Origin of the sequence: Flavobacterium sp. HJ-32-4 (genome assembly GCF_022532105.1) — a bacterium.
In the GTDB taxonomy this organism is placed as follows: Bacteria; Bacteroidota; Bacteroidia; order Flavobacteriales; family Flavobacteriaceae; genus Flavobacterium.
This window is the reverse complement of the sequence record NZ_CP092832.1, coordinates 23931-47102: the sequence shown is the minus strand read 5'-3', so window position 1 is coordinate 47102 and position 23172 is coordinate 23931. Positions and strand designations below refer to the sequence as shown.

Annotated in this window: 1 protein-coding gene (cut by a window edge); it reads left to right on the top strand. The window is 53.0% G+C overall.

The genetic code is table 11. The features are described from left to right. On the top strand, positions 1-23172 hold the 3' portion of the coding sequence (locus MKO97_RS00100) for an Ig-like domain-containing protein (protein ID WP_241104043.1). Its footprint begins 19059 nt before the window's first position; the window shows 23172 of its 42231 coding nt (coding positions 19060-42231); its start codon lies beyond the left edge, outside the window; it ends in the stop codon at positions 23170-23172.

Below are 23172 nucleotides of genomic sequence, written 5' to 3'. Positions count from 1 at the left end.
TACACCCCGAATGCGAACTTCAACGGCACCGATACACTGACATACCAGATAGCGGATGCTAACGGCGATACCGATACGGCTGTAGTGACCATTAACGTAGCGCCGGACGCTCCAACAGCGGACGTACCAGTAGCGAACGATGATACCATCGCCGGTAATGAGGATACCCCTCAGAACCTGGTAGTACTTGGCAACGATAACTTCGGTGGCGACGGACCATCCACAGGTACCATCACCATCACAGTAGCCCCTGCAAACGGTACAGCTACAGTGAATGATGGCGGCACACCGAACGATCCAACCGATGATACGATCGACTACACCCCGAATGCGAACTTCAACGGCACCGATACACTGACATACCAGATAGCGGACGCCAACGGCGATACCGATACGGCTGTAGTGACGATTAACGTAGCGCCGGACGCTCCGACAGCGGACGTACCAGTAGCGAACGATGATACCATCGCCGGTAATGAGGATACCCCTCAGAACCTGGTAGTTCTTGGCAACGATAACTTCGGTGGCGACGGACCATCCACAGGAACCATCACTATCACAGTAGCCCCTGCAAACGGTACAGCTACAGTGAATGATGGCGGCACACCGAACGATCCGACCGATGATACGATCGATTACACCCCGAATGCGAACTTCAACGGCACCGATACACTGACCTATCAGATAGCGGATGCCAACGGCGATACCGATACGGCTGTAGTGACCATTAACGTAGCTCCGGACGCTCCGACAGCGGACGTACCAGTAGCGAACGATGATACCATCGCCGGTAATGAGGACACCCCTCAGAACCTGGTAGTACTTGGCAACGATAATTTCGGTGGCGACGGACCTTCGACAGGAACGATTACCATCACAGTAGCCCCTGCAAACGGTACAGCTACAGTGAATGATGGCGGCACACCGAACGATCCGACCGATGATACGATCGATTACACCCCGAATGCGAACTTCAACGGCACCGATACACTGACATACCAGATAGCGGACGGAAGCGGCGATACCGATACGGCTGTAGTGACGATTAACGTAGCGCCGGACGCTCCAACAGCGGATGTACCAGTAGCGAACGATGATACCATCGCCGGTAATGAGGATACCCCTCAGAACCTGGTAGTACTTGGCAACGATAATTTCGGTGGCGACGGACCTTCGACAGGAACGATTACCATCACAGTAGCCCCTGCAAACGGTACAGCTACAGTGAATGATGGCGGCACACCGAACGATCCAACCGATGATACGATCGATTACACCCCGAATGCGAACTTCAACGGCACCGATACACTGACGTATCAGATAGCGGATGCTAACGGCGATACCGATACGGCTGTAGTGACGATTAACGTAGCGCCGGACGCTCCAACAGCGGACGTACCAGTAGCGAACGATGATACCATCGCCGGTAATGAGGATACCCCTCAGAACCTGGTAGTACTTGGCAACGATAACTTCGGTGGCGACGGACCATCGACAGGAACGATTACCATCACAGTAGCCCCTGCAAACGGATCTGCTACAGTGAATGATGGCGGCACACCGAACGATCCGACCGATGATACGATCGACTACACCCCGAATGCGAACTTCAACGGCACCGATACACTGACGTATCAGATAGCGGATGCCAACGGCGATACCGATACGGCTGTAGTGACGATTAACGTAGCGCCGGACGCTCCGACAGCGGACGTACCAGTAGCGAACGATGATACCATCGCCGGTAATGAGGATACCCCTCAGAACCTGGTAGTACTTGGCAACGATAATTTCGGTGGCGACGGACCTTCGACAGGAACGATTACCATCACAGTAGCCCCTGCAAACGGTACAGCTACAGTGAACGATGGCGGCACACCGAACGATCCAACCGATGATACGATCGATTACACCCCGAATGCGAACTTCAACGGTACCGATACACTGACATACCAGATAGCGGATGCTAACGGCGATACCGATACGGCTGTAGTGACCATTAACGTAGCGCCGGACGCTCCAACAGCGGATGTACCAGTAGCGAACGATGATACCATCGCCGGTAATGAGGATACCCCTCAGAACCTGGTAGTACTTGGCAACGATAATTTCGGTGGCGACGGACCTTCGACAGGAACGATTACCATCACAGTAGCCCCTGCAAACGGTACAGCTACAGTGAATGATGGCGGCACACCGAACGATCCGACCGATGATACGATCGATTACACCCCGAATGCGAACTTCAACGGTACCGATACACTGACATACCAGATAGCGGATGCTAACGGCGATACCGATACGGCTGTAGTGACGATTAACGTAGCGCCGGACGCTCCGACAGCGGATGTACCAGTAGCGAACGATGATACCATCGCCGGTAATGAGGATACCCCTCAGAACCTGGTAGTACTTGGCAACGATAACTTCGGTGGCGACGGACCATCGACAGGAACCATCACTATCACAGTAGCCCCTGCAAACGGTACAGCTACAGTGAATGATGGCGGCACACCGAACGATCCAACCGATGATACGATCGACTACACCCCGAATGCGAACTTCAACGGCACCGATACACTGACGTACCAGATAGCGGATGCTAACGGCGATACCGATACGGCTGTAGTGACCATTAACGTAGCTCCGGACGCTCCAACAGCGGATGTACCAGTAGCGAACGATGATACCATCGCCGGTAATGAGGATACCCCTCAGAACCTGGTAGTACTTGGCAACGATAACTTCGGTGGCGACGGACCATCCACAGGTACCATCACTATCACAGTAGCCCCTGCAAACGGAACGGCTACAGTGAATGATGGCGGCACACCGAACGATCCGACCGATGATACGATCGATTACACCCCGAATGCGAACTTCAACGGCACCGATACACTGACATACCAGATAGCGGATGCTAACGGCGATACCGATACGGCTGTAGTGACGATTAACGTAGCGCCGGACGCTCCGACAGCGGACGTACCAGTAGCGAACGATGATACCATCGCCGGTAATGAGGATACCCCTCAGAACCTGGTAGTACTTGGCAACGATAATTTCGGTGGCGACGGACCTTCGACAGGAACGATTACCATCACAGTAGCCCCTGCAAACGGTACAGCTACAGTGAATGATGGCGGCACACCGAACGATCCGACCGATGATACGATCGATTACACCCCGAATGCGAACTTCAACGGCACCGATACACTGACGTATCAGATAGCGGATGCTAACGGCGATACCGATACGGCTGTAGTGACCATTAACGTAGCTCCGGACGCTCCAACAGCGGATGTACCAGTAGCGAACGATGATACCATCGCCGGTAATGAGGATACCCCTCAGAACCTGGTAGTACTTGGCAACGATAACTTCGGTGGCGACGGACCTTCGACAGGAACGATTACCATCACAGTAGCCCCTGCAAACGGTACAGCTACAGTGAACGATGGCGGCACACCGAACGATCCAACCGATGATACGATCGACTACACCCCGAATGCGAACTTCAACGGCACCGATACACTGACATACCAGATAGCGGACGCCAACGGCGATACCGATACGGCTGTAGTGACGATTAACGTAGCGCCGGACGCTCCAACAGCGGATGTACCAGTAGCGAACGATGATACCATCGCCGGTAATGAGGATACCCCTCAGAACCTGGTAGTACTTGGCAACGATAATTTCGGTGGCGACGGACCATCCACAGGTACCATCACTATCACAGTAGCCCCTGCAAACGGTACAGCTACAGTGAACGATGGCGGCACACCGAACGATCCGACCGATGATACGATCGATTACACCCCGAATGCGAACTTCAACGGCACCGATACACTGACATACCAGATAGCGGATGCCAACGGAGATACCGATACGGCTGTAGTGACGATTAACGTAGCGCCGGACGCTCCAACAGCGGATGTACCAGTAGCGAACGATGATACCATCGCCGGTAATGAGGATACCCCTCAGAACCTGGTAGTACTTGGCAACGATAACTTCGGTGGCGACGGACCATCCACAGGTACCATCACTATCACAGTAGCCCCTGCAAACGGTACAGCTACAGTGAACGATGGCGGCACACCGAACGATCCAACCGATGATACGATCGACTACACCCCGAATGCGAACTTCAACGGCACCGATACACTGACATACCAGATAGCGGACGCCAGCGGCGATACCGATACGGCTGTAGTGACGATTAACGTAGCGCCGGACGCTCCGACAGCGGACGTACCAGTAGCGAACGATGATACCATCGCCGGTAATGAGGATACCCCTCAGAACCTGGTAGTACTTGGCAACGATAATTTCGGTGGCGACGGACCTTCGACAGGAACGATTACCATCACAGTAGCCCCTGCAAACGGTACAGCTACAGTGAATGATGGCGGCACACCGAACGATCCGACCGATGATACGATCGATTACACCCCGAATGCGAACTTCAACGGTACCGATACACTGACGTATCAGATAGCGGATGCTAACGGCGATACCGATACGGCTGTAGTGACCATTAACGTAGCTCCGGACGCTCCAACAGCGGATGTACCAGTAGCGAACGATGATACCATCGCCGGTAATGAGGATACCCCTCAGAACCTGGTAGTACTTGGCAACGATAACTTCGGTGGCGACGGACCTTCGACAGGAACCATCACTATCACAGTAGCCCCTGCAAACGGTACAGCTACAGTGAACGATGGCGGCACACCGAACGATCCGACCGATGATACGATCGACTACACCCCGAATGCGAACTTCAACGGCACCGATACACTGACATACCAGATAGCGGACGCCAACGGCGATACCGATACGGCTGTAGTGACGATTAACGTAGCGCCGGACGCTCCAACAGCGGATGTACCAGTAGCGAACGATGATACCATCGCCGGTAATGAGGATACCCCTCAGAACCTGGTAGTACTTGGCAACGATAATTTCGGTGGCGACGGACCATCCACAGGAACCATCACTATCACAGTAGCCCCTGCAAACGGTACAGCTACAGTGAACGATGGCGGCACACCGAACGATCCGACCGATGATACGATCGACTACACCCCGAATGCGAACTTCAACGGCACCGATACACTGACGTACCAGATAGCGGATGCCAACGGAGATACCGATACGGCTGTAGTGACGATTAACGTAGCGCCGGACGCTCCAACAGCGGATGTACCAGTAGCGAACGATGATACCATCGCCGGTAATGAGGATACCCCTCAGAACCTGGTAGTACTTGGCAACGATAACTTCGGTGGCGACGGACCATCCACAGGTACCATCACTATCACAGTAGCCCCTGCAAACGGTACAGCTACAGTGAACGATGGCGGCACACCGAACGATCCAACCGATGATACGATCGACTACACCCCGAATGCGAACTTCAACGGCACCGATACACTGACATACCAGATAGCGGACGCCAACGGCGATACCGATACGGCTGTAGTGACGATTAACGTAGCGCCGGACGCTCCAACAGCGGACGTACCAGTAGCGAACGATGATACCATCGCCGGTAATGAGGATACCCCTCAGAACCTGGTAGTTCTTGGCAACGATAACTTCGGTGGCGACGGACCTTCGACAGGAACGATTACCATCACAGTAGCCCCTGCAAACGGTACAGCTACAGTGAACAATGGCGGCACACCGAACGATCCGACCGATGATACGATCGATTACACCCCGAATGCGAACTTCAACGGCACCGATACACTGACATACCAGATAGCGGATGCTAACGGCGATACCGATACGGCTGTAGTGACGATTAACGTAGCGCCGGACGCTCCGACAGCGGACGTACCAGTAGCGAACGATGATACCATCGCCGGTAATGAGGATACCCCTCAGAACCTGGTAGTACTTGGCAACGATAACTTCGGTGGCGACGGACCATCCACAGGTACCATCACCATCACAGTAGCCCCTGCAAACGGTACAGCTACAGTGAATGATGGCGGCACACCGAACGATCCAACCGATGATACGATCGACTACACCCCGAATGCGAACTTCAACGGCACCGATACACTGACATACCAGATAGCGGACGCCAACGGCGATACCGATACGGCTGTAGTGACGATTAACGTAGCGCCGGACGCTCCGACAGCGGACGTACCAGTAGCGAACGATGATACCATCGCCGGTAATGAGGATACCCCTCAGAACCTGGTAGTACTTGGCAACGATAACTTCGGTGGCGACGGACCATCCACAGGTACCATCACTATCACAGTAGCCCCTGCAAACGGTACAGCTACAGTGAATGATGGCGGCACACCGAACGATCCGACCGATGATACGATCGATTACACCCCGAATGCGAACTTCAACGGCACCGATACACTGACCTATCAGATAGCGGATGCCAACGGCGATACCGATACGGCTGTAGTGACCATTAACGTAGCTCCGGACGCTCCGACAGCGGACGTACCAGTAGCGAACGATGATACCATCGCCGGTAATGAGGACACCCCTCAGAACCTGGTAGTACTTGGCAACGATAATTTCGGTGGCGACGGACCTTCGACAGGAACGATTACCATCACAGTAGCCCCTGCAAACGGTACAGCTACAGTGAATGATGGCGGCACACCGAACGATCCGACCGATGATACGATCGATTACACCCCGAATGCGAACTTCAACGGCACCGATACACTGACATACCAGATAGCGGACGGAAGCGGCGATACCGATACGGCTGTAGTGACGATTAACGTAGCGCCGGACGCTCCAACAGCGGATGTACCAGTAGCGAACGATGATACCATCGCCGGTAATGAGGATACCCCTCAGAACCTGGTAGTACTTGGCAACGATAATTTCGGTGGCGACGGACCTTCGACAGGAACGATTACCATCACAGTAGCCCCTGCAAACGGTACAGCTACAGTGAATGATGGCGGCACACCGAACGATCCAACCGATGATACGATCGATTACACCCCGAATGCGAACTTCAACGGCACCGATACACTGACGTATCAGATAGCGGATGCTAACGGCGATACCGATACGGCTGTAGTGACGATTAACGTAGCGCCGGACGCTCCAACAGCGGACGTACCAGTAGCGAACGATGATACCATCGCCGGTAATGAGGATACCCCTCAGAACCTGGTAGTACTTGGCAACGATAACTTCGGTGGCGACGGACCATCGACAGGAACGATTACCATCACAGTAGCCCCTGCAAACGGATCTGCTACAGTGAATGATGGCGGCACACCGAACGATCCGACCGATGATACGATCGACTACACCCCGAATGCGAACTTCAACGGCACCGATACACTGACGTATCAGATAGCGGATGCCAACGGCGATACCGATACGGCTGTAGTGACGATTAACGTAGCGCCGGACGCTCCGACAGCGGACGTACCAGTAGCGAACGATGATACCATCGCCGGTAATGAGGATACCCCTCAGAACCTGGTAGTACTTGGCAACGATAACTTCGGTGGCGACGGACCTTCGACAGGAACGATTACCATCACAGTAGCCCCTGCAAACGGTACAGCTACAGTGAATGATGGCGGCACACCGAACGATCCGACCGATGATACGATCGATTACACCCCGAATGCGAACTTCAACGGCACCGATACACTGACGTATCAGATAGCGGATGCTAACGGCGATACCGATACGGCTGTAGTGACGATTAACGTAGCGCCGGACGCTCCGACAGCGGACGTACCAGTAGCGAACGATGATACCATCGCCGGTAATGAGGATACCCCTCAGAACCTGGTAGTACTTGGCAACGATAATTTCGGTGGCGACGGACCTTCGACAGGAACGATTACCATCACAGTAGCCCCTGCAAACGGATCTGCTACAGTGAATGATGGCGGCACACCGAACGATCCGACCGATGATACGATCGACTACACCCCGAATGCGAACTTCAACGGCACCGATACACTGACGTATCAGATAGCGGATGCTAACGGCGATACCGATACGGCTGTAGTGACCATTAACGTAGCTCCGGACGCTCCAACAGCGGATGTACCAGTAGCGAACGATGATACCATCGCCGGTAATGAGGATACCCCTCAGAACCTGGTAGTACTTGGCAACGATAACTTCGGTGGCGACGGACCTTCGACAGGAACGATTACCATCACAGTAGCCCCTGCAAACGGTACAGCTACAGTGAACGATGGCGGCACACCGAACGATCCAACCGATGATACGATCGACTACACCCCGAATGCGAACTTCAACGGCACCGATACACTGACATACCAGATAGCGGACGCCAACGGCGATACCGATACGGCTGTAGTGACGATTAACGTAGCGCCGGACGCTCCAACAGCGGATGTACCAGTAGCGAACGATGATACCATCGCCGGTAATGAGGATACCCCTCAGAACCTGGTAGTACTTGGCAACGATAATTTCGGTGGCGACGGACCATCCACAGGTACCATCACTATCACAGTAGCCCCTGCAAACGGTACAGCTACAGTGAACGATGGCGGCACACCGAACGATCCGACCGATGATACGATCGATTACACCCCGAATGCGAACTTCAACGGCACCGATACACTGACATACCAGATAGCGGATGCCAACGGAGATACCGATACGGCTGTAGTGACGATTAACGTAGCGCCGGACGCTCCAACAGCGGATGTACCAGTAGCGAACGATGATACCATCGCCGGTAATGAGGATACCCCTCAGAACCTGGTAGTACTTGGCAACGATAACTTCGGTGGCGACGGACCATCCACAGGTACCATCACTATCACAGTAGCCCCTGCAAACGGTACAGCTACAGTGAACGATGGCGGCACACCGAACGATCCAACCGATGATACGATCGACTACACCCCGAATGCGAACTTCAACGGCACCGATACACTGACATACCAGATAGCGGACGCCAACGGCGATACCGATACGGCTGTAGTGACGATTAACGTAGCGCCGGACGCTCCGACAGCGGACGTACCAGTAGCGAACGATGATACCATCGCCGGTAATGAGGATACCCCTCAGAACCTGGTAGTTCTTGGCAACGATAACTTCGGTGGCGACGGACCATCGACAGGAACCATCACTATCACAGTAGCCCCTGCAAACGGTACAGCTACAGTGAATGATGGCGGCACACCGAACGATCCAACCGATGATACGATCGATTACACCCCGAATGCGAACTTCAACGGTACCGATACACTGACATACCAGATAGCGGATGCCAACGGCGATACCGATACGGCTGTAGTGACGATTAACGTAGCGCCGGACGCTCCGACAGCGGACGTACCAGTAGCGAACGATGATACCATCGCCGGTAATGAGGATACCCCTCAGAACCTGGTAGTACTTGGCAACGATAACTTCGGTGGCGACGGACCATCCACAGGTACCATCACTATCACAGTAGCCCCTGCAAACGGTACAGCTACAGTGAATGATGGCGGCACACCGAACGATCCGACCGATGATACGATCGATTACACCCCGAATGCGAACTTCAACGGTACCGATACACTGACATACCAGATAGCGGATGCTAACGGCGATACCGATACGGCTGTAGTGACGATTAACGTAGCGCCGGACGCTCCGACAGCGGACGTACCAGTAGCGAACGATGATACCATCGCCGGTAATGAGGATACCCCTCAGAACCTGGTAGTACTTGGCAACGATAACTTCGGTGGCGACGGACCATCCACAGGTACCATCACTATCACAGTAGCCCCTGCAAACGGTACAGCTACAGTGAATGATGGCGGCACACCGAACGATCCGACCGATGATACGATCGATTACACCCCGAATGCGAACTTCAACGGCACCGATACACTGACCTATCAGATAGCGGATGCCAACGGCGATACCGATACGGCTGTAGTGACCATTAACGTAGCTCCGGACGCTCCGACAGCGGACGTACCAGTAGCGAACGATGATACCATCGCCGGTAATGAGGACACCCCTCAGAACCTGGTAGTACTTGGCAACGATAACTTCGGTGGCGACGGACCTTCGACAGGAACGATTACCATCACAGTAGCCCCTGCAAACGGTACAGCTACAGTGAATGATGGCGGCACACCGAACGATCCGACCGATGATACGATCGATTACACCCCGAATGCGAACTTCAACGGCACCGATACACTGACATACCAGATAGCGGACGGAAGCGGCGATACCGATACGGCTGTAGTGACGATTAACGTAGCGCCGGACGCTCCAACAGCGGATGTACCAGTAGCGAACGATGATACCATCGCCGGTAATGAGGATACCCCTCAGAACCTGGTAGTACTTGGCAACGATAATTTCGGTGGCGACGGACCTTCGACAGGAACGATTACCATCACAGTAGCCCCTGCAAACGGTACAGCTACAGTGAATGATGGCGGCACACCGAACGATCCAACCGATGATACGATCGATTACACCCCGAATGCGAACTTCAACGGCACCGATACACTGACATACCAGATAGCGGATGCCAACGGAGATACCGATACGGCTGTAGTGACGATTAACGTAGCGCCGGACGCTCCGACAGCGGACGTACCAGTAGCGAACGATGATACCATCGCCGGTAATGAGGATACCCCTCAGAACCTGGTAGTACTTGGCAACGATAACTTCGGTGGCGACGGACCTTCGACAGGAACGATTACCATCACAGTAGCCCCTGCAAACGGTACAGCTACAGTGAATGATGGCGGCACACCGAACGATCCGACCGATGATACGATCGACTACACCCCGAATGCGAACTTCAACGGTACCGATACACTGACATACCAGATAGCGGATGCTAACGGCGATACCGATACGGCTGTAGTGACCATTAACGTAGCTCCGGACGCTCCGACAGCGGATGTACCAGTAGCGAACGATGATACCATCGCCGGTAATGAGGATACCCCTCAGAACCTGGTAGTACTTGGCAACGATAACTTCGGTGGCGACGGACCATCGACAGGAACCATCACTATCACAGTAGCCCCTGCAAACGGTACAGCTACAGTGAATGATGGCGGCACACCGAACGATCCAACCGATGATACGATCGACTACACCCCGAATGCGAACTTCAACGGCACCGATACACTGACATACCAGATAGCGGATGCTAACGGCGATACCGATACGGCTGTAGTGACCATTAACGTAGCGCCGGACGCTCCGACAGCGGACGTACCAGTAGCGAACGATGATACCATCGCCGGTAATGAGGATACCCCTCAGAACCTGGTAGTACTTGGCAACGATAACTTCGGTGGCGACGGACCTTCGACAGGAACGATTACCATCACAGTAGCCCCTGCAAACGGTACAGCTACAGTGAATGATGGCGGCACACCGAACGATCCGACCGATGATACGATCGACTACACCCCGAATGCGAACTTCAACGGCACCGATACACTGACGTATCAGATAGCGGATGCTAACGGCGATACCGATACGGCTGTAGTGACCATTAACGTAGCGCCGGACGCTCCGACAGCGGATGTACCAGTAGCGAACGATGATACCATCGCCGGTAATGAGGATACCCCTCAGAACCTGGTAGTTCTTGGCAACGATAACTTCGGTGGCGACGGACCTTCGACAGGAACGATTACCATCACAGTAGCCCCTGCAAACGGTACAGCTACAGTGAATGATGGCGGCACACCGAACGATCCGACCGATGATACGATCGATTACACCCCGAATGCGAACTTCAACGGCACCGATACACTGACATACCAGATAGCGGATGCCAACGGAGATACCGATACGGCTGTAGTGACCATTAACGTAGCGCCGGACGCTCCAACAGCGGATGTACCAGTAGCGAACGATGATACCATCGCCGGTAATGAGGATACCCCTCAGAACCTGGTAGTACTTGGCAACGATAACTTCGGTGGCGACGGACCATCGACAGGAACGATTACCATCACAGTAGCCCCTGCAAACGGTACAGCTACAGTGAATGATGGCGGCACACCGAACGATCCGACCGATGATACGATCGACTACACCCCGAATGCGAACTTCAACGGTACCGATACACTGACATACCAGATAGCGGATGCTAACGGCGATACCGATACGGCTGTAGTGACCATTAACGTAGCTCCGGACGCTCCGACAGCGGATGTACCAGTAGCGAACGATGATACCATCGCCGGTAATGAGGATACCCCTCAGAACCTGGTAGTACTTGGCAACGATAACTTCGGTGGCGACGGACCATCGACAGGAACCATCACTATCACAGTAGCCCCTGCAAACGGAACGGCTACAGTGAATGATGGCGGCACACCGAACGATCCAACCGATGATACGATCGACTACACCCCGAATGCGAACTTCAACGGTACCGATACACTGACATACCAGATAGCGGATGCTAACGGCGATACCGATACGGCTGTAGTGACCATTAACGTAGCGCCGGACGCTCCAACAGCGGATGTACCAGTAGCGAACGATGATACCATCGCCGGTAATGAGGATACCCCTCAGAACCTGGTAGTTCTTGGCAACGATAACTTCGGTGGCGACGGACCATCCACAGGAACCATCACTATCACAGTAGCCCCTGCAAACGGTACAGCTACAGTGAACGATGGCGGCACACCGAACGATCCAACCGATGATACGATCGACTACACCCCGAATGCGAACTTCAACGGCACCGATACGCTGACCTACCAGATAGCGGACGGAAGCGGAGATACCGATACGGCTGTAGTGACGATCAACGTAGCGCCGGACGCTCCGACAGCGGACGTACCGGTAGCTGTCAACGATACGGCTACAGTAGGAGAGGGCTTTGGTGTAAGTATTCCGGTATTGAACAACGATACCTTTGGAGGTGACGGTCCTTCAACGGGCGCGATTGCTATTACTTCTCCTGCAGCGAATGGAACGGCGGCTGTAGAGAACAATGGCACGCCGAACAACCCGGCCGATGACACCATTATATACGTACCGAACCCGAACTTCAATGGAACTGATGTATTCCAGTACACCATCCGTGATTCGAATGGCGATACTTCGACGGCCACAGTGACTGTAACCGTTATTCCGGATAACCCAGCAATCGACCAGCCATCCGCTGCGAACGATACCGCAGTTACCAATGAGGATACACCTGTCAACGTCAATGTATTGATCAATGATACATTCGGTGGTGATGGTCCAGGTGTCGGCCCAATTGTTGTAACGCAGGGAGCGAATGGAACCGTGACTGTGAATACGAACGGAACACCGTTTAATCCAACGGATGATACCGTTACGTATACGCCTAACGCAAACTTCAACGGAGTGGATACCTTCACGTATACTATTGCAGACAGCGACGGACAAACCGCTACTGCGACAGTGACTGTGACCGTGATTCCAGACAACCCAACATTCGACACGCCAACGGCTTCTGCGGATGTGGCGGCTGTGGCTGAAGACACGTCTGTTGTCATCAACGTAACAGCGAATGACAATTTCGGTGGTGACGGACCTTCGTCCTCTCCAATTGTATTGGCATCGAACCCGGCGAATGGTACAGCTGTCGTAAATACGAACGGCACACCAAATAACCCAACTGACGATACCATTACGTATACACCGAATCCAAACTTCAATGGTGTGGATAGCTTCACCTATACTATTGCGGATGCGGACGGACAAACGTCTACCGCTACTGTAACGGTAACAGTGACGCCAGACAACCCAACTCAGGACGCCCCAGTAGCGGTCGATGACACAGCTACAACAGCAGAGGACACTTCGGTAACCGTATCGGTTCTCACCAATGATAACTTCGGCGGTGACGGCGCAGCACCAAGTGCTATTGTCGTAGCTACACAACCATCGAATGGGGTGGCAACTGTGAACACGAATGGAACGCCGTTCAATTCAGCGGATGATACCATCACGTATACACCTGACGCAAACTTTAACGGTACTGACACATTCACGTATACTATTGCTGATACCGACGGACAAACGTCAACAGCTACGGTAACCATCACGGTAACGGCGGATAATCCAACTGTGGATGCGCCAGTCGCCAGCAACGATGTGGTGACTGTTCAGGAGAACACTCCTATCCTGATCAACGTTCTCGTCAACGATACGTTCGGTGGCGACGGACCAAGTGTGGGTGCTATCCAGGTAACACAGCCTGCCAACGGAACTGTTGTAGTGAATGATGGCGGAACACCGAATGACCCTACGGATGATACGGTAACGTACACACCAAACACGGACTTCAACGGTGTAGATACCTTCACGTATACGATTAGCGATGCGGACGGACAAACCTCTACGGCGACCGTTACGGTAACGGTAACACCGGACGATCCAAATGCCGACTTCCCAGTAGCGCAGCCGGATACCGTTTCGACTACGGAAGACGTTGCTGTACTGATCCCAGTGCTTGTGAACGATACGTTCGGCGGCGATGGTCCAGGTGTAGGCGCGATCCAGGTGACACAACCTACTAACGGCACAGTGGTTGTCAACAACAACGGCACACCAAATAATCCGACTGACGATAGCGTCACGTATACGCCGAATCCGAATTTCAATGGAAACGATACGTTTACTTACACCATCGCGGATGCCGACGGACAGACTTCGACCACTACGGTAACTGTGACGGTGAATCCGGATCCGACTACTACGGACTTCCCAACAGCTGGAAACGATGCCGTGACCATTGCAGAGGATACAGCCGTTACTATTAACGTCCTCGTGAACGATAACTTCGGTGGTGACGGACCTTCGAACGGACCAATTGTGATAGCCACCGCGCCAGTCAATGGTACGGCCACTGTTAATGATAATGGTACGCCAAACGACCCAACCGATGATACCATAACGTATACGCCGAATCCGAATTTCAATGGATTCGATACGTTCACGTACACGATTGCAGATGCTGACGGACAAACAGCTACAGCGACTGTGACCATCGATGTAACGGCAGATAATCCGTTGAACGATGCACCGAACGCAGTGGATGACAGTGTGACGTTGGCGGAAGACACGCAAATTAACATCAATGTCCTTACGAATGACTCGTTTGGTGGTGATGGTCCGGCTTCAGGTGCGATCGCAATTGCGACCGTCCCTGCAAATGGTATCGCAGTGGTTCTGAACCAAGGAACACCAAACGATCCTACGGACGATACGATTACCTACATTCCGAACAGTGACTTCAACGGAACCGACAGTTTCACGTATACTATTACAGATGCTGACGGTCAAACGTCGACTGCTACTGTAACAATCAACGTAACCGCTGATAATCCAACCCTGGATACGCCGGATGCAAATGATGATACCGTATCGACACCAGAAGACACCGCTATCGTAATCAATGTGTTGACAAACGACGACTTCGGCGGCGACGGACCGTTCAACGGACCAATCGTAATCGCGACACTTCCATCTAATGGTACCGTTGTGGTGAATGATGGTGGAACGCCAAACGATCCTACCGATGATACGATCACGTATACACCGGCTCCGAACTTCAATGGTGCGGATACGTTCACGTATACAATCGCGGATGCAGACGGACAAACGTCTACAGCGACTGTAAACATTGCCGTCACGCCAGACAACCCGACGAACGATGCACCGACAGCGGTAGATGACTTTGTTACTGTTACGGAGGGCAACAACGTGAACATCCAGGTGTTGGCCAACGATAACTTCGGAGGCGATGGCCCATCGAACGGTGCAATCTTCGTAACAACGGTTCCATCAAACGGTGTGGCTACGGTCAATCTTAACGGAACGCCGTTTAACCCAACGGATGACTTCATCACGTATATCCCGGCAGCCGGTTACAACGGACCTGACAGCTTCACGTATTCGATCGAGGATGCAGACGGACAACTGTCTACTGCAACAGTCTTCATCACCGTGACGCCAAACGATCCAAATGCCGATACGCCGTCTGCTATCAATGATAACGTGACGACACTGGAGGACACGCCGATTACTGTAAGCGTATTGGCGAATGACACATTCGGTCTTGATGGACCATCAGTTGGTGCCATCGTACTGCAGTCTACTCCGACCCATGGAACAGCTGTAGTGAACACGAACGGCACGCCAAATGATCCTACGGATGATACGATAACGTATACACCTGACGCGAATTACAATGGCTTCGATACCTTCAATTACACAATTGAAGATGGTAACGGTAATACGGCTACGGCTTCTGTGAACATTACGATCACTCCGGATGCTCCTACAACCGACGCGCCATTGGCTGCTAATGATACGGCTACAACCGATGAAGAGACGCCAATCACGATCAACGTGCTGGTAAACGATGACTTCGGTGGAGACGGTCCGTCAACAGGTGCAATCGCAATCGCGACTACTCCTGCGAACGGTGTGGCGGTTGTGAATGTAAACGGTACGCCGAATGACCCAACCGACGATACGATTACGTATACGCCAGGTGCGAATTTCAGCGGTACGGATAGCTTCACCTATACGATTGCGGATGCGGATGGACAAACATCTACCGCTACCGTAAACATCACGGTGACACCGAACGATCCGACTCTGGATACACCGGATGCCAACAACGATGTGGTCAGCACAACAGAAGATGTCGCACTCAATATCCAGGTATTGGTGAACGACGACTTCGGCGGCGACGGGCCTTCGAACGGACCAATCGTAATCCTGACGGCACCTACCAATGGTACGGCTGTGGTGAATGACGGTGGAACGCCGAACGATCCAACGGATGACACCATCGATTATACGCCGAATCCAAACTTCCACGGCAACGATATCCTGACGTACCAGATTGCGGATGCCGACGGACAAACGTCTACCGCAACCGTAATTATCACGGTGGTTCCAGACGCCGACACAGCAGATGCGCCTGTGGCAGTTGACGATACGGCTACGGTAACGGAAGACACGTCCGTAACCATCTCTGTATTGGTGAATGACGCCTTCGGTGGCGACGGTCCATTCTCTGGTCCGATCATCGTGGCAACACAGCCAACGAACGGTACGGCGACGGTTAACAATGGCGGTACGCCGAATAACCCGACGGATGATACAATCGTGTATACACCGAATCCGAACTACAACGGACCGGATAGCTTTACCTACACCATCCTGGATGCCGACGGCCAATCATCTACGGCAACTGTGACCATCACCGTTACACCGGATAACCCGCTTACGGATGCACCTGTGGCGGTGAACGATGCAGCCACAACGTTGGAAGACACACCTGTAACCGTTACGGTGCTGGCTAACGATAACTTCGGTGGCGACGGTGCTTCAACCACTGCTATCGTAGTTGCAACACAGCCAACTAATGGTACGGCTACGGTTAACGAAAATGGCACGCCAAACGATCCGACCGACGACACGATCACGTATACACCGAACGCGAACTTCTTTGGAAATGACAGCTTCACGTATACCATCGCGGATGCCGACGGACAAACGGCTACTGCAACCGTCAACATCGTGATTACATCTGACACAACGGATGTGCCGAATGCAGTTGACGATACGGCCTCGACTCCACAAGACGCTGGAATCGTTATCAACGTCCTGGCGAACGACAGTTTCGGCGGTGACGGCGCAGGTAACGTAGCAGTGATCGTAACGGTTCCTGCTGTAAACGGTACGGCTGTAGTCAATACACAAGGAACCCTTTCACCAGTGGATGATACCATCACGTATACGCCGAACGCTGGTTACGTAGGTACAGATGTCTTTACGTACCAGATTACGGATGCCAATGGTGATTTCGATACGGCTATCGTAACGATTGTGATCTCGGCAACCAACCAACTGCCGGTAGCGTCTAACGACACTACGAGCACGCAGGAGGACACGCCAGTGGTGATCAACGTATTGGCAAATGATACGTTTGGTGGAGACGGTCCTTCAACAGGCGCTATCCAGGTGGCAACACAGCCGCTCCACGGAACGGCGACTGTCAACGACAACGGCACACCGAACGATCCGACCGATGATACAATTACGTATGCACCAGCGGCCGACTACAACGGTCCTGACAGCTTCACGTATACGATCACGGACTCAAACGGCGATACGTCTACAGCTACGGTAACCATCACGAATGTGGTGCCGGTCAATGACCTCCCAATCGCAGCTGATGACACTGTGACGACCAATGAGGATACAGCGATTGCGATTGACGTATTGGCGAACGATACCTTCGGCGGTGACGGACCGAACTTCGGTTCGATCATTCTGGCAACGCTTCCAACGAATGGATCTGTGGTGGTGAATACCAACGGTACTCCAGCCAACCCTGCAGATGATACGATGGTATATACTCCTGCTGCGAACTTCAATGGTGTGGATACATTTACGTATACCATTGTGGATGCGAACGGCGATGTCTCGACAGCTACCGTGACGATTACTGTTCTTCCTGATACGGCAATCGATGCGGTCAATGATACCGCTGGCCCAATTGCAGGTGTGAACCAGGCGGTTACGGTACTGAATGTATTGGGTAACGATACGCTTGACGGAGCAGGTGCAACAGTGGCTACTGTTGTCATCACCGAGACTGTGGCGGATCCTACCGGTAATATGACGATCAGTGCAAATGGTGATGTTTCCATCGCGCCTAACACGCCGGCTGGAACGTACACTCTCACGTACCAGATTTGCGAAATCGCGAATCCAGGTGTATGTGACACTGCGGTCGTAACCGTAACAGTGGTAACACCAACGATGACGGTTGTAGCAGATAGTTTCTGTTTGAACAACGCGCCATACGTTTCGTACACCGTGACACCAGACAACTTCAGCACATCAAACACGCTGACCGTAACGTGGGTTGACAGTGCGAACAACGTCGTGGCAACACAAACAGGGCTGCCACTAAGCGGACAGTTGTTGTGGCCAGGTGCGGTGGTCGACGGCTCTAACAACGCCATCGATTGGCCAGGTTGGATCTACACCGGTACCGAGTGGGTAGAAGGTGCTGACGGTTTCGAACTGACGCGACCACAGGTTACTATGGTATTCTCGTTGAACCCGACCGTTTCGGTTGTGGTAGACTATCCGGCTGCAACTTCTGGATGTAAGTCCGCTCCGGACACGCAACCGACTGCAGTTAACGATAACGCTCAGACCAACGAAGACGAAGCTGTTACAGTGAATGTGTTGGCGAATGATTCGTTCGGTGCGGACGGTCCAAATACCGGTACGATCTTCGTCGCATCGCAACCAGCCAACGGTGCTGCAGTGCTCGAAGACAACGGTACGCCGAACGATCCTACTGACGATGCGATCACGTATACACCGGCTGCAAACTTCTGTGGTACAGACAGCTTCACGTATACGATACTGGATGCGGATGGTGACGCAGCAACGGCTACAGTGAACGTAACAATCATTTGTGTGAACGAGTTCCCAAGTGCACAGCCTGATACTGTTGTAACAGATGAGGATACGCCAAAAGTGATCAACGTACTCGTAAACGATAGCTTCGGCAACGACGGTCCATCTACCACACCAATTGTAATAGCTACGGCCCCATCGAATGGTACCGCTACCGTGGATGATAATGGAACGCCGAACAACCCAACCGATGATACGATCACGTATGCTCCGGCTGGGAACTACTGTGGTGATGATCAGTTCACGTATACGATTGCAGATAGCAATGGTGACCTTTCAACGACTACAGTAACCGTTACGGTGAACTGTATCAATGAGTTCCCGATTGCAAATGGCGACTTCGTAACAACAGACGAGGATACGGCGATTACGATCAGTGTATTGCCGAATGATGACTTCGGTGGAGACGGTCCGTCTGCAACACCAATCGTGGTGGCTACGCAACCGTTGAATGGTACCGCCGCTGTGAATGACGCGGGCACACCAAACGATCCAACGGATGACGCGATCCTTTATACGCCAAATGCTAATTACTGTGGATTGGATGTATTTACATACACCATCGCTGACAGCAATGGCGATACAGCTACCGCTACGGTTAACGTCACTGTGAACTGCGTAGGCGAGCAGCCGACAGCAGTAGACGATACGGTAACGACACCTGAAGACACGGCGATTTCGATCAATGTGTTGGCGAACGATACCTTCGGTGGTGACGGTCCGAATGTTGGAACCATCATCGTGGCGACACAGCCTTCGAACGGTACAGCAGTATTGAACGACAACAACACGCCGAACAATCCGACCGACGACACGATTACGTATACGCCGGCTGCGAACTTCTGCGGTGCGGCCGATACCTTCACGTACACGATACTTGATGCGGATGGACAGTCGTCGACAGCTACTGTTACAGTCAATGTGACCTGCGAGGATGAATTCCCAAGTGCGGTGGCAGACACGGCTACTACAGACGAGGATACTCCGGTAACCGTAACGGTTCTGACGAACGACAGCTTCGGTGGCGACGGACCTTCGGCAACCGCTATTGTAATTGCGACACCTCCGGCTAACGGTGTGGTTGTGGTGAACGAAAACGGAACACCGACGAATCCGGCTGATGATACGATAACGTATACGCCGGCTGCCAACTTCTGTGGAACAGATACCTTCACGTATACGATTGCAGACGCAGACGGTGATGTTTCTACCGCAACTGTTACAGTTTCTGTGACATGTGTGGATGATGTGCCGGTTGCTACTAATGACAACGTAACGACCAACGAAGATGTGGCGATACTGATCCCAGTATTGGCGAACGATACGTTTGGTGGTGATGGTCCGGTAGTAGGAGCTATTGTCCTTGCATCGTCTCCGACAAACGGAACAGTGGCACTGAACGATGGTGGTACGCCGGATGATCCGACGGATGATACGTTCACGTATACGCCGAACCCGAACTACAACGGTAACGATAGCTTCACGTATACCATCACGGATGCGGACGGCGACTCGTCAACTGCAACGGTATTCATCGTAGTCACACCAGTTGACGACCAACCGGTAGCAACCGATGACACGGCGTCTACGACAGAGGATACTGCAGTAGCGATCAACGTACTCGCGAACGATACGTTCGGTGGTGACGGTCCGAATGTTGGTACGATCATCGTAGCCACACAGCCTGCAAACGGCTCGGCTACGCTGAACAACAACGGAACACCTACCGATCCGACCGATGATACGATTACGTATACGCCGAATACAGGCTACTTCGGTGGTGACAGCTTCACGTATACGATTATTGATGCAGACGGCGACACGTCCACTGCGACAGTAACTATCACGGTGGGCAACACGCCAGAGCCAGCACTTGAGTTGATCAAGGCAGGTGTCTTTGTAAACGATGGCAATGCCGACGGTGTACCGAATGCAGGTGAAACCGTTCACTACTCATTCGTCGTGACCAATACCGGTGATGTCGCAGTAGATAACCTTGTGATTAATGACGCTACCATCGGCGTGGTTGGACTTGTCGTAACACCATCATCATTGGCTCCTGGTCAGGTGGGTCTTGCGGAATACAACTACGCGATCACCCAAGCAAATATCGATGCTGGCCAGATTGTCAACTCGGCTACTGTTTCAGGTGATACTGGTGGAACTCCAGTGACCGACATTTCAGATAATGACGGAACGGGTGAAAGCGATCCAACCATCACACCGCTGCAACAGGTACGTGATATCGTAGTAATCAAGACCGGTGCTAAAGTCGACGAAGACGGCGACGGTATCTACGAAGCAGGCGAGCACATCACGTGGACGTTTGCAATCACCAATACTGGAAACACAACGGTTGAGAACCTGAAATTGTACGATGCATTACTCGCGATTAACGGTGCAGACATTACTGCATCGCTGGCTCCGGGCGTTACGTATAACTTCTCACTCGATATGGACATCACCCAGGCGATGATCAACTCCGGCAGCATTTGTAACTCGGCGAGTGTAGTAGGTAGCGACGATGTGGGTGACGTATCCGACAACGACGGTATCGGTACCAGCGATCCGACCTGCGTGGCGCTGTTGCCACAGGGTGACCTTACCCTTATCAAGACAGCCGTGTTCGTAGCGGATGGTGCAAACGGTCACATCGACTACACGTTCACGCTGACCAACAGCGGAAACGTAACAGTGAATACGCTGACCCTGACCGACGACTTGTTGGGCATCACCAACCAGACGATCTCGCCAAGCACGCTTGAGCCAGGCCAAACAGCGACGTTCACGGTGCCGTCCTATAACGTAACCGACGAAGACCTGATCGCAGGCAACGTCATCAACTGTGCATCGGTTAGCGGTGTGGCAGCGATTGGTGGTGCGGTAATTAGCGATCTGTCTGACGACGGCGACGCGACCAACGGTGACGACAACTGTACGATCACGGTGCTGACGCAGACGAACAGTATTGCGGTAGTGAAACAGGGAACGTTCATGGATGAAAATGGTAACAGTTATGCAGAGCCTGGAGAAACTATCAGCTATGTGTTTACGGTGACCAACACGGGTGATACCACATTGGTAAGCGTAGAGCTGACCGATACAACCGTACCTGTTGACTTCGATTCAACTACGTCGGGTATTCAGAGCACCGTTTCTATCGGCACATTGTTGCCGGGTGAATCGGTTCAGGTTACAGGCAGCTACATACTGACGGAAGCCGACATCGAACTCGGCCAGGTTGTCAACCAGGCGAGCGTCAGAGGTATCGGACCGAATGGTGAGGAAGTGTCTGACGTATCCGACGGCTCAGATAACAACCTTGACAACCCAACCGTAACGCCGCTACCGGTAGCTCCGTGTACGGTAGTCGTGAACAACTTGGTGTATATTGGCGGTATGCCGGGTGCAACAGGTTACGACTTCGAACACCTGCAGATCGACGGACTGACCTGTTACTCAGATATCTCGATTGAGATCTACAACCGTTGGGGTGTCCTGGTGTATGAAACCAAGGATTACAACAACCTTGATAAAGCCTTCCGCGGATACTCCGCCGGACGTGTGACAATCAGCAGTTCAGATCCGTTGCCAGAAGGAACATATTTCTATATCCTGAGATATAAGGACGGAAATAATGGCAGGGAGAAAACAGGTTTCTTACATTTAACCCGATAA